The following is a 12,128-nucleotide window of genomic DNA, read 5'->3' as shown; positions in this document are numbered from 1 at the left end:
TGGAAGGGGTGACGGTCATCGTCGTGGCTCCTTTCGAGAGTGCTGTGAGAGGTTCACTCGAAAGAACACGCGGTGGCCGTCACTGTCATTCCAACAGCCGGCTCACCGAGGCTCGTACACCACTATCCCGGACGCTACTGCCGCACCTCTGAACCTGCATAGCCTTACATCCCCTTCAAATCAAGGGATGTCTGACCCCAGACATGGGAGACGCGCGCAGAAGCAGTGAGGAGGGCTTCTACGCGCGTCGCGCTTCCCATCGCGCACTTGCCATTAGAACACGTCTTCTACGGCGCGGCAAGCACTTCCTATGCTGTATAGAACATGTATTCTATGCGCCGCGCCTGTGACGAATCTGTCAGTACGTCAGTTCGATTCTGGTGCTCCGCTGGTCAGTTCTGCTGCACTCGCACCTGCTTCGCATCTCCGCGGCGGAGGGCCCAATAAGCCAGAGCGACCAGGCCCAGGACCAGGATGATCAAAGCGAAGGAGCCGAAGTTCAAGCCGAAGCCGTGCAGCGCCAGATAAGCCACCGAGCCCACTGCCAGGCAGTAGTAGAGGGTCACCCATATGGTCTTACGGATGATGTCCCCCTCACGGTTGAACAGACCCACAGTGGCGGAGGCAGCCACAATATTGTGGATCGCAATCGGGTTGCCGCCTGCCCCGCCGGCGGCCTGAGCGGCCACCACTGTCTCGGGTGTCACGCCGATCGTGTTCGCCGTAGACCACTGGAACTGCGCGAAGGTCAGATTGGCCAAGGTGTTGGAGCCGGCCACGAACGCCCCGAGTGCGCCGATGAAAGGCGCGAAGAACGGCCACGTGTCGCCGGCCACGTTGGCCACCCCTTGGGCCAGCACCACCGGCATCGATTCCAGGCCGGACTCATTGGTGCCGGACTGGATGAGCACCCGCACCATCGGCACGGCGAACAGCAGCGCGACGGCGGTGGAGGCGATCTGGCGGCCGGAGACCTTCCAGGTGGTGGCGATCTGCTTGCCGCTCATCCGGTAGATCAGGTACGCCACGGCGGAGACAAAGATCAGAATGAACCCAGGTGAGTAGAACAGGTCGACGTCGGCGTTGATGCCTTCGACTCCGAGGATGTTGGTGAAGGAGATCCTGGTGAGTCCCGAGGTGGTGAGGAACTCGGTGAGCGGTTCGATCAGGCGGGTCATGACCAGCAGTGCTGCCAGCACCACGTAGGGGGACCAGGCTCGCACCAGCGTCATCTTCGGGGCCTCATCGGTCTCTTTGACCTCACCGGGGGCGATGCGGCCCATCCAGCGCTCCTCCCAGGCTGCCCGCGGGCCGAAGTCGAAGGTTTCCTTGGGCATCAGGAAGCCCTTCGAGGACGTCAGCATCACCACGGTGAGGCCCACCAGCCCGCCGATCAGCGAGGGGAACTCCGGGCCCAGCAGCCATGCCACAGTGACCGAGGGGATGGTCATCGCCAGGGAGGCGTAGATGGCGAAGGGCCACACCTTCAGGCCCTCGGCGAAGTTGCGCTTCTCCCCGAAGAAGCCGGTGAGCAGGCAGACCAGCAGCAGGGGAATCAGGATGCCCACGGTCATATGGATCGCCGCGGTCTGGAACCCGATGCCGGCTACGTACTCCGGATAGGTGACTCCCAGCTCGCCGATGCGCTCCTGCATGCCGGGGGAGTTCTCGCCCATGCCATTGGCGACTCCCACCACAATGGGGGTGCCCACAGCGCCGAAGCTGACCGGCGTGGACTGGATGATCAGTCCCACAGCGACTGCCGCCATCGCGGGGAAGCCCAGGGCCAGCAGCAGCGGAGCCACCACAGCAGCGGGGGTGCCGAACCCGGAGGCGCCCTCGATGAAGCTGCCGAACAGCCAGCCTATGATGATCGCCTGGATTCTGCGGTCCGGAGAGATGGTGTTGAAGCCGGCTTTGATGCGATCCATGGCTCCGGAGACGGTGACGGTCGACAGCAGCAGAAGCGCTCCGAAGACGATGTAGAGAAGTGTGGCCGCAACGATTAGGCCTTCCAGTGAGGCTGCGACCAGGGCCACCGGCTGCATCTCCCACACGGCCCAGGCCAGGCCCAGTGCCGCTAGGTAGCTCAGCGGCATAGCGTATTTGGCCGGCCAACGGAATCCGGCCAGAAGAACGCCGGCCAGCACAATCGGGGCGATGGCCAGAAGACTGAGGACTGCTAGATTTTCCACGGTGCTAACGTCCTTCCAGGATGAGCTCATCACAGAGCTCAGCTCAAACGTGATACAGATCACATTGACTAGGGTGAACTATCCCCTGGGCAGAAAGCTTCAGGGGATAGCCGGGCAGTATTCAGTTGTTCACCGCCCCACTCGCCCAAACAGGGAGGCGAGCGGAGCGACGAAGACTGCACGTGCCAGCACAAGGCCAGCGCCGATGACCAGCAGCGACAGGACAAAGAGCCAGAAGCCGGTCCAGTTCGCAGCGGCCTGGCCGGTGTAGATCTGATTGAGGTTGACCAGTGCATCGGTGGCGAGCACCAGCAGCACGTGGGTGAGGATGAAGACTGCGAAGTAGATCATCACCGGGAAGTGGAGCGCCCTGGCGAACTCGATGGGCACCAGGCGGTTCAGCAGCTTATTGTCCTGCGGCCACACTCCGGAGAGCCGCAGGCCGGTGAGGATGGCCAGAGGTGCGGCGATGAAAATGGTGGTGAAGTAGGTCAGCTCCTGCAGACTGTTGTAGTGGGCCCATCCTTGGTGGGTGGGCCAGTCCAGCGACATGTACTGCAGGGCCGCGGAGACCGCGTTGGGGAAAATCTCCCAGCTGGTGGGCACTACGCGGGTCCAGTAGCCGGTGGCGAAGAGCAGCACCACGAATGCCGCGCCGTTGACCACCCACAGCAGGTCCAGCACCTGGTGCAGCCAGATGGTCAGGCTAATCCGGCGTTTGCGGTTCCACCGCGGGCTCCAGTGGGCCTCAGGTCGGGTTTCGGTGCGGACCTGAATTCCGGTCTTGATGATCAGCACCATCAGGAACGCGTTGAAGAAGTGGGCCCAGTTCAGCCACCACGGATAGTCGCTGGGAGCCCCGGGCTGCTCATACTCTCCGGGATAGATGCTCAGGAAGTTCGCCCCGGTCTCGGTGCCCAGGAACCAGCGGGAACCCAGCACCAGCAGGGCGGCCAGCACGACGGCGCCAGCTGCTCCGGCCGCGCTCCACACCGCCCAGCGCGGCATGGAGCGTCCCGCGGCGCCGGCAGTGCGGGTCTTTGTCCCCTGGGCTGGTTCTGCTGCGGCTCGCACCGGGGCGCCTGAGGGCTCGGAAGGGCCCTGGGGGCCTGCCTGGGCGGGTGCCGGGTCTTTCGCCGAGGGCGTCGTGGTGCTGGATGCGGCGGTGCTGGCACCCGCAGGCTCCGAGGCAGGGGCAGGGTCGGCGTTTGAGGGGAGGCCCGTGCGACGCCGGGGGGTCTCCTGCCGCTCTGCGGTGCCGCCCTGGGGCGTAGGCGTCTCTGCGCTGCCGGGTGCTTGAGTCTCAGCAGCCGCGTCAGCCTCAGCGGTCTCCTCGGTCTGCGGCAGTCCCCGGCGTCGGGCCGGCTGCTGCTGCGGCTGTTCCCCCTCGTGGGCCGGCAGTCCTCGCCGGCGCCGCTGCTGGTCAGGCACCTGCGCTGCGCTCCTTCAACGTCTCAATCAGCTGGGGCACCACATCAAAGGCATCACCGACGATGCCGAAGTCGGCGATGTCGAAGATGGGAGCCTCCGGGTCCTTGTTCACCGCCACAATAGTCTTCGCTGTCTGCATACCCGCCTGGTGCTGCACCGCCCCGGAGATTCCCAAAGCGATGTACAGATCAGGTGAGACGCTCACACCGGTCTGCCCCACCTGGTAGGAGTAGGGCGCGTAGCCGGCGTCGACCGCGGCGCGCGAGGCACCCAGCGCGGCCCCCAGAGCATCGGCCAGCTGCTCTGCCAGGCCGAACCCTTCCTTGGAGCCCAGTCCGCGGCCGCCGGAGACCACAATCTTGGCCGCGCGCAGATCCGGGCGGGTCGATTCCTCCACCAGCCCTGCGAATTCGGTGATCTGCGCAGCCGGGACGCTGCTGGACTCCAGCGGCAGCGTCTCCACCTGCGCGGAGACCGGTGCAGCCCGGTGATCAATGGCTCCATCCCGCACCGTGATGATCAGTGTTCCGTGCGTAGCGGCTGATTCGGTGAGGAAGGCGCTTCCATAGACCGAGTGGTGAACCACTAGGCCCTCCTCGTCACGGCTGAGATCCACTGCATCGGCGGCCACCGCAGCGCCCAGCCGCACCGAAAGCCGTCCGGCGATGTCCCGGCCGTCCACGTCATGGGGCAGCAGCACCGCCTCTGCTCCCACCGAGTCCACAGCAGCGGCCAAGGCCTCCACAGCCGGAGCGCTCAGCTGCTGCTGAACCAGCGGGGTCCCGGCAGCGAATACTCGGGCCGCACCCAGCTCGCCGGCCGCCTCAGCGGCAGAACCGGCTGTCTCCTCGGGAGCAACGACGACGCCGACGGGGGTGCCGACTCGTGCCGCGGCACCCAGCAGGCCCGCGGCGCTTCCCACCAGCTCCCCGTTGGGCAGCACCGGCAGCAGGGCAACAACGGGGTTTTCGCTCAGCTCAGCCATCTCACACCAGCCTCTCCTGTGCCAAATAGTCTGCCAGCTGCCTGCCGGCGTCGCCCTCGTCAGTGATCTTCTCACCGCCGGTGCGCGGGGGAGTCTCCGAGACCGAAAGCATGATCGACCGCGGCACATCGGCCTGCGGATCCACGCCCAGATCGTCCAGGGTCAGGGTCTCCAGCGGCTTCTTCTTCGCCGACATGATGCCCTTGAAACCGGGGAACCGGGGATCAGGCATCCGCTCGGTCACCGAGACCACCGCCGGCAGCGGGGCGCTCAGGGCGAAGGTCCCGCCGTAGGTCGCCCGCCTGCCGGTGACCCCTGACTCTGCGATCTGAAGCTCGTCCAGGCTGGTCAGATGTGGCACGCCCAGCCGCTCGGCCACCATGGCGGGCACAATCCCTGCCGCGCCGTCGGAGGAGGCGTCCCCGGCGATCAGCAGGTCGAAGCCGATATGCCGCGCCGCGGCGGCCAGCACCTCAGAGGTCAGCGTCATATCTGCGGCGGCCAGCCGGTCATCCACCACGTGGTAGGCCCCATCGGCTCCCATCGCCAGCGTCTTGCGCAGCATGGCTTCAGCACTGGCAGGACCCATAGTCAGCAGCTGCACCTCAGCTTCGCCGCCCGATTCGGCGAAGGACACCGCCGCCTCCACGGCCCGGCCGGTGATCTCATCGAGCACCTTCTCGCTGGCCTCGCGGTCGGCTCGGCCGGTGGTCAGGTTCAGCCGGCGCTCGCCGTAGCTGTCCGGAACCTCTTTGACCAGTACCAGGATCCGCATCAGCGTCCGACCCCCTGCAGGGCTTCGATGACTGCTGCAGCCACTTCGGCGTCCTGGGCCGGGGGACCACCGGCCACGCCGAGGCCTCCGATGACCGCCTCATCGGCCACCAGCGGCACCCCGCCGGGTATCCGGGTGAGCAGCCCGCCGGTGCCGTTCTCCATAGCGTCGGCCATCTCGGCCGGCACGTCGGCGCTGGGCTTGCGGGTGGAGGCGGCCGTGGCGGCCTTGCGCCGTGAGGTCTCCACGCTGTGCGGAGTCATCCCGTCGGCTCGGCCGTAGGCGACCAGGTTCAGCCCGGGGTCGACGACGGCGGCACAGAGCTTCAGGCCCTTCTCTGCGCCGATGCTCAGGGTCAGCCGGACAGCTTCGGCGGCCGTGTCATAGCTGACGGTGGGAACGTTGACGTAGGCGGTCATCCGGTCTCCTCGGTCTTAGGCGTTGTCGGTGAGCGCGGCAGGGTCCAGCACGGCCCCTGGATTCAGGATATTCTCCGGATCCAGTGCTTTCTTGATCCGGTGATTCAGCTCCAGGGCGTCCTCTCCAAGGTAGTCGGCCAGCCAGGGGCGCTTCAGCCGTCCCACGCCGTGCTCGCCGGTGATGGTCCCGCCCAGTTCGATCGCAAGGTCCATCACTTCTCCATAGGCAGTGTGGGCGCGCTGCGCCTGGTCCTCATCGGCGGGGTCGAACACCAGCAGCGGGTGGGTATTGCCGTCGCCGGCGTGGGCGATCACGGCGATCACGACCTCCCTGCGCTGGGAGATCTCCGCGATGCCGCTGACCAGGTCGCCCAGCCGCGGCAGCGGGACGCCGACGTCTTCCAGCAGCAGCGATCCCTTCTGCTCCACCGCGGGGATCGCCATGCGGCGGGCCACCACGAAGGCCTCACCCTCCTCAGGGTCAGAGGTGGCGAAGACCTCCGAGGCATTGTGCTGCTGGCACAGCTTCTCGATGGCGGCGATCTCCTCGGCAGCGAATTCGGCCGGCTCATCGGACTGCACCACCAGCATGGCGGCGGCCTCGCGGTCCAGCCCCATCTTGGTGGCGTCCTCCACTGCGTTGATAGTGGGGTTGTCCATGAACTCCAGCATGGAGGGCCGCATCTGCGAGGAGATGGCCAGCACCGCGGCCGTCGAATCATCCAGCGTGGGGAAGGTGGCCACCAGGGTGGTGGGGGGCCGCTGGGCAGGAATCAGGCGCAGCGTGATTTCGGTGATCACCCCGAGGGTGCCCTCACTGCCGATGAACAGTTTGGTCAGGTCCAGACCCGCCACATCCTTCAGCCGCGGTCCACCCAGCTGCACGGCACGGCCATCGGCGAGCACCACTGTCAGACCGAGCACATAGTCGGTCGTCACCCCGTACTTCACACAGCACAGCCCGCCGGCATTGGTCGCGATATTGCCGCCGATGGAGCAGATCTCAAAGGATGAGGGGTCCGGGGGATACCACAGACCGTGTTCGGCTGCTGCGGCTTTCACCTCAGCGTTGAAGGCTCCCGGCTGCACCACAGCGGTTCGGGTCAGCGGCTCGATGCGGATATCGCGCATCTGCTCCATGGCCAGCACAATGCCGCCGGCTACGGCGGTGCTGCCGCCGGAGAGTCCGGACCCCGCACCGCGCGGCACCACCGGAATCCGGCGGCCGGAGGCGAAGCGGACCACAGTCTGCACATCGTCGGTGGATTGGGCTCGCACCACTGCCGCCGGCATACCGGCGTCCGGGTCGTGAGCCCTGTCCCAGCGGTATTTGTCCATGCTGGCCGGGTCGGTGATGACCTTCTCAGTGCCGAGAGCGTCTATGAGCTCCTGAAGATCCTGCGTGCCCTGGGTCGGAGTCTGCGTCATAGTCTGAGCCTCCCTGCTCGGATGTGACCTATGCGAACGCTATCACCACCCCGAAATACGGTGAAAGAGACTTATCACCATATGAAAGAACACGTTGCACGCTCGTCCTCATTGACTCGAGTGGCCGATCTGCTACCGCAAAATCGCATATCAGCGGCCTGAGCGGTAGTAGATCCGCCAATGGACGGGTTGGGAGGGCCCTGACCGGCACCCCGCTGAGCAGCGGCGGCATATCCGCCAATGGACGGGCGGGAGAGGGGCCGGAGCTAGGAGTTGATGTCCTGGGAGATCTCGCGGGCCACCTGCTGCAGCAGCGGCACTGCCCGCTCGGCGAAGGCGCCGTCGACCCGGGTGACCGGCCCCGAGACAGAGATCGCCGAGGGGTTCGGGGCCTGCGGGACCGCCACTGCCAGGCAGCGGACGCCTATCTCCTGCTCATTATCGTCCAGGGCGTAGCCGCGGGATCGGGTGGTCTGCAGCTCGGCCAGCAGGTCCTCCAGGCTGGCCAGGCTGTTGGGGGTGGGGGAGGGCATCCCGGCCCGCTCCACTATGGACTTCACGTGAAGATCGTCCAGCTGCGCCAGGATCGCCTTCCCCACCCCGGTGGCGTGCAGATGCACTCGGCGGCCCACTTCAGTGAACATCCGCATCGAGCGTGAGGACGGAACCTGGGCCACATACATGGCCATATCGGTGTCCAGGATGGCCATATTGGCAGTCTCGCCCAGCTGCTCAGCCAGCTGCGCCAACCGCGGCTGGGCTGCGGCCCCGAGCTGACGCCCGGCCACCTCGCCCATAATGATGAACCGCGGACCCAGCCCGTAGCGGCGCCCGGAGACCTGACGGACATAGCCCATAGCGGTCAGCGCCTGAAGGATCCGATGAGTGGTGGGCAGCGGGATCTCCACAGCCTCGGCGATCTCCGAGAGACTCAGATGCTCCTCGGAAGCGGTGATGTGCTCCAGAATCTCGAAGGTCCGCGTCACCGACTGCACGCCGGCCGGCGTCTTCGTCACCTGCTCCACCCCCGCTCAACACTGTGGTTGCACAGAGAGTACCAAGCCGGTGATCACCGTCCGCTGTGCGGACCGAATCTGCGCCCACGGTGCCGAGCGCATAAACTGGCGTGGATCGTCTACGCCCTGACCCGTTCTGACCACGATGGAGCAGTATGTCTGAGTCATCGGTCTCTGCCGCTGAGACCCCGCCCGTTCCGCATCCGCTGGATGAGGCCGCCGTCGAGCAGGCCGTCACCGCTGCGCTGGAAGCCTTCGAGGCCGCCGACGACCTGGAGCAGCTCAAGGCCGCGCGGCTGGCCCACACCGGCGACCGGGCCCCGATCGTGCTGGCCAACCGGCAGATCAAAGACCTGGAGAAGGACCAGAAGAAGCAGGCGGGCAAGCTGCTGGGTGCCGCCCGTGGCCGCATCCAGAAGGCGCTGGCCGCGCGCACCGAAGTGCTGGAGGCTGAGCACGCCGAGCGCATGCTGGCCGAGGAGACTGTCGACGTCACTGCCGCGCCACGGCGGCGCAGCCTCGGAGCCCGCCACCCGATCAGCCGGCTGCAGGAGAAGGTCTCCGACGTCTTCACCGCCATGGGCTGGGAGATCGCCGAGGGTCCGGAGCTGGAGTCGGAGTGGTTCAACTTCGACGCGCTGAACTTCGACCCGGACCACCCGGCCCGGGAGATGCAGGACACCTTCTTCGTGGAGCCGGCCGAAGCCCATCTGGTGCTGCGCACCCACACCTCCCCGGTGCAGATCCGCTCCCTGCTGACGCGCAAGCTCCCGGTCTACGTGCTGGCCCCGGGCAAGGTCTTCCGCACTGATGAGTTGGATGCCACCCACACTCCGGTGTTCCATCAGTTCGAGGGACTGGCTGTGGACAAGGGCCTGACCATGGCCGACCTGAAGGGCACTCTGGAGCACTTCGCTCGAGCCATGTTCGGCCCCGAGGCGGCCATCCGGCTGCGGCCCAGCTTCTTCCCGTTCACCGAGCCATCGGCGGAGATGGACGTCTGGCACCCGCACGCCAAAGGCGGACCGCAGTGGGTGGAATGGGGCGGCTGCGGCATGGTGCACCCCAATGTGCTGGCCGCCGCGGGGATCAAGGACCCCGAATACACCGGATTCGCCTTCGGAATGGGTGTGGAGCGCACACTGATGTTCCGCAATGAGGTGCCGGATATGCGAGACATGATCGAGGGCGATATCCGCTTCAGCGCCCAGTTCGGAATGGAGGTCTAGAGGCATGCGCATCCCCCTGTCATGGATCCGGGAGTACACCCAGTTCCCGGCCGACGGCACGCCCGAGGACCTGATGGCCGCGCTGGTGCGGGTCGGACTCGAAGAGGAGGACGTTCACCGGCCCTCTGACGAGATCTCCGGGCCCATCGTGGTCGGCGAGGTGCTGGAGAAGGTCCCCGAGCCGCAGTCCAACGGCAAAACCATCAACTGGTGCCAGGTGCGGGTGGTCCCCGAAGGCGCCCAGCAGCAGCTGAGTGGAGACGGCATCTCCGCCGACGGCGTCCAGGGCGTGGTCTGTGGAGCCCATAACTTCGAGGTCGGCGACAAAGTGGTGGTCACCCTGCCCGGGGCTGTGCTGCCGGGGAACTTCCGGATCTCCGCGCGGAAGACCTACGGGCACCTCTCAGCCGGGATGATCGCCTCAGCCAAGGAGCTGGGCCTGGGCGAGGATCACAGCGGCATTCTGGTGCTCGGCGAGCTGGGCCTGGACCCTGAGCCTGGCGACGACGCTCTGGAGCTGCTGGGACTGACAGACTCCGCGGCCGAGATCAACGTGACTCCAGACCGCGGATACGCCTTCTCCATCCGTGGAGTAGCACGTGAATACTCCCACGCTACCGGCACCGAGTTCACCGACCCGGCCTCCCAGGTGCAGATCGCCGAGGCGACCTCCGCCGGGCATGAGGTGATCCTCGACGACGACGCCCCGATCTACGGGACCCCGGGCTGCGACAGCTTCGTGGCCAGGACGGTGACGGGCATCAACCCCGCTGCGCCCACCCCGCCCTGGATGGCTGCCCGGCTGCGGCTGGCCGGAATGCGGCCGATCAGCCTGCCGGTGGACATCTCCAACTATGTGATGTGGGAGCTGGGGCAGCCGCTGCACTTCTACGATGCGGACAAGCTCCAGGGTCCGATCCGGGTTCGCCGCGCCGCCGCCGGGGAGCAGCTGACCACGCTGGACGAGAAGCAGCGCACGCTGAACCCCGAGGACTTGGTGATCGCCGATGACCGAGGCGCCATCGGCCTGGCCGGAGTGATGGGCGGTGCCGCCACCGAGGTGGACGCAGAGACCTCAACCGTGCTGATCGAATCGGCCCACTTCGACCCGATCAGCATCGGACGCACCCGACGGCGGCACAAGCTGCCCTCCGAGGCGTCGAAGCGCAACGAGCGCGGGGTGGACCCGCTGCTGGCTGCGGTGGCCGCCCAGCGAGCAGTCGATCTGCTGGTCGAGCTCGCCGGCGGCACTGACACCGGAGCCATCACCTCAGCCGGAGAGCCCGTGCTGCCCGAACCCATCACCCTGGATCAGCAGCGGGCGGAACGGCTCACCGGAGGTCCCTACGGCGCCCAGCAGGTCACCGAATCGCTGATCGCCGTGGGCTGCGCGGTGGAAGCGCTGGAGACCGGAGAGCTCAGCGTCACCCCGCCCAGCTGGCGGCCGGACCTCACCATCGCTGAGGACCTGGTGGAGGAGATCGCCCGGCTGGTGGGGTACGACCAGATTCCCTCCCGCCTGCCGGTCGCCCCGGCCGGCCGCGGCCTGACGCAGGACCAGCAGCGACGCCGCACAGTGCTGTCCGGACTGGCGGCGGCAGGTTACACCGAGGTGCTGAGCTACCCGTTCTACTCCGAGGAGGCCAACCAGCTCTTCGGGCGGGGCTCGGACGAACAGCCGCTGGACATGGTGCGATTGGCCAACCCGATCGCCAGCCAGTACCCGACGCTGCGCACCAGCCTTCTGCCGGGACTGCTGGACGCGCTTCGGCGCAATGTCTCCCGCGGATTCGGCGACCTGGCGCTGTTCGAATCAGGAAGCGTCTTCCTGCCCGGACAGGGCCTGGGCAGCACTGAGATCCCCGGACTGGGCGCGCACCCAGGCGATGCCGTGCTGGAGGACCTGCAGGCCGGCATCCCCGACCAGCCGCTGCACATCGCCGCCGCCCTCTGCGGCCGCGAGCCTGCCGCGACGGTGGGTCAGCCCGGCCGGGCCCGGGACTGGGCTGATGCGGTGGAGGCCGCGCGCACGGTGGCGCACCTGCTGAACGTGGATCTGGAGATCGCCCAGGGGCAGCACCAGGCGTTCCACCCCGGCCGCACCGCCCAGCTGATGGTGGCCGGCCGGCCGGTGGGCTGCGCCGGAGAGCTGCACCCCAAGGTCGTTCAAGCCCAGGACCTGCCGGAGCGCACCAGCGCGATGGAGCTGGACCTGGGGGCGGTCATGCAGGCGGCGGCGAGCCAGGTCACCGCCTCGGCGATCTCCACCTTCCCGCCGACCACACAGGACGTGGCGCTGATCGTGGCAGAGTCGGTCACCGCGGCCGAGCTGGAGCGCACCCTGGCTGAAGGGGCCGGTGGGCTGCTGGAGCATATCGAGCTGTTCGACGTCTACTCCGGGCAGGGCATTGAGCAGGGGCAGAAATCCATGGCCTATGCGCTGCGATTCCGGGCCGCCGACCGCACGCTGACCGTCGAAGAGGCCTCCGAAGCGCGCGAAGCCGCCGTCGCGCTGGCCGCCCAGCGGCACGGCGCGGTGCAGCGCAGCTGACTGAGCACGACGCCGCAGGCCGACGCGGGCCCGGCGGTTGCTGCCCCGGGCCCGCGCCGGCGTCGAGGTGACAGCCAGCGCCGGGGCACAAGCTGCCCG

General features: G+C 67.1%; 9 protein-coding genes. 2 read left to right on the top strand and 7 right to left on the bottom strand.

The window, feature by feature from the left end:
- Positions 1–392: 392 nt before the first annotated feature.
- The 7 genes from Q1K09_RS11390 to Q1K09_RS11360 form a co-directional block, all read right to left on the bottom strand.
- Complete coding sequence (locus Q1K09_RS11390) at positions 393–2,195, bottom strand: L-lactate permease (protein WP_300345547.1); 1,803 nt, start codon at positions 2,193–2,195, stop codon at positions 393–395.
- A 129-nt stretch (positions 2,196–2,324) separates the two neighbouring features.
- Entirely contained in the window at positions 2,325–3,626 is a 1,302-nt protein-coding gene (locus tag Q1K09_RS11385) for a cytochrome b/b6 domain-containing protein (RefSeq protein WP_300345546.1), read from the bottom strand.
- Positions 3,619–4,611, bottom strand: a complete 993-nt coding sequence (locus tag Q1K09_RS11380; protein ID WP_300345545.1) for an electron transfer flavoprotein subunit alpha/FixB family protein — start codon at positions 4,609–4,611, stop codon at positions 3,619–3,621. The genes Q1K09_RS11385 and Q1K09_RS11380 overlap by 8 nt, the downstream gene beginning before the upstream one ends.
- Before the next feature lies 1 nt (position 4,612).
- A complete protein-coding gene (locus Q1K09_RS11375) occupies positions 4,613–5,386 on the bottom strand; it encodes an electron transfer flavoprotein subunit beta/FixA family protein (protein WP_300345544.1) in 774 nt (257 codons plus the stop codon).
- Positions 5,386–5,805, bottom strand: a complete 420-nt coding sequence (locus Q1K09_RS11370; RefSeq protein WP_300345543.1) for a heme-binding protein — start codon at positions 5,803–5,805, stop codon at positions 5,386–5,388. Before Q1K09_RS11370 ends, Q1K09_RS11375 begins: the two co-directional genes overlap by 1 nt.
- Positions 5,806–5,820: 15 nt before the next feature.
- Positions 5,821–7,233, bottom strand: a complete 1,413-nt coding sequence (locus Q1K09_RS11365) for an FAD-linked oxidase C-terminal domain-containing protein (protein WP_300345542.1) — start codon at positions 7,231–7,233, stop codon at positions 5,821–5,823.
- 266 nt (positions 7,234–7,499) lie between these two features.
- Positions 7,500–8,249: an IclR family transcriptional regulator gene (locus Q1K09_RS11360; protein WP_300345541.1), complete on the bottom strand. Its 750-nt coding sequence runs from the start codon at positions 8,247–8,249 to the stop codon at positions 7,500–7,502.
- 155 nt (positions 8,250–8,404) lie between these two features.
- Here Q1K09_RS11360 and pheS point away from each other — a divergent pair, with 155 nt between their 5' ends.
- Positions 8,405–9,478, top strand: coding sequence for a phenylalanine--tRNA ligase subunit alpha (gene pheS / locus Q1K09_RS11355; protein ID WP_300345540.1), 1,074 nt, complete (start codon positions 8,405–8,407; stop codon positions 9,476–9,478).
- Positions 9,479–9,482: 4 nt separating this feature from the next.
- Positions 9,483–12,029: a phenylalanine--tRNA ligase subunit beta gene (gene pheT, locus Q1K09_RS11350; protein ID WP_300345539.1), complete on the top strand. Its 2,547-nt coding sequence runs from the start codon at positions 9,483–9,485 to the stop codon at positions 12,027–12,029.
- Positions 12,030–12,128 lie beyond the last annotated feature (99 nt).

This window comes from Nesterenkonia sp. (assembly GCF_029265375.1).
Taxonomy (GTDB): Bacteria; Actinomycetota; Actinomycetes; order Actinomycetales; family Micrococcaceae; genus Nesterenkonia.
This window is presented reverse-complemented; position numbering and strand designations above follow the sequence as displayed.

What these genes read in the sequence shown, in the direction of transcription:
- pheS (WP_300345540.1), top strand. Translation starts at nt 8,405, where the DNA reads ATGTCTGAGTCATCGGTCTCTGCCGCTGAGACCCCGCCCGTTCCGCAT.
- Q1K09_RS11365 (WP_300345542.1), bottom strand. Translation starts at nt 7,233, where the DNA reads ATGACGCAGACTCCGACCCAGGGCACGCAGGATCTTCAGGAGCTCATA.
- pheT (WP_300345539.1), top strand. Translation starts at nt 9,483, where the DNA reads ATGCGCATCCCCCTGTCATGGATCCGGGAGTACACCCAGTTCCCGGCC.
- Q1K09_RS11375 (WP_300345544.1), bottom strand. Translation starts at nt 5,386, where the DNA reads ATGCGGATCCTGGTACTGGTCAAAGAGGTTCCGGACAGCTACGGCGAG.
- Q1K09_RS11380 (WP_300345545.1), bottom strand. Translation starts at nt 4,611, where the DNA reads ATGGCTGAGCTGAGCGAAAACCCCGTTGTTGCCCTGCTGCCGGTGCTG.
- Q1K09_RS11370 (WP_300345543.1), bottom strand. Translation starts at nt 5,805, where the DNA reads ATGACCGCCTACGTCAACGTTCCCACCGTCAGCTATGACACGGCCGCC.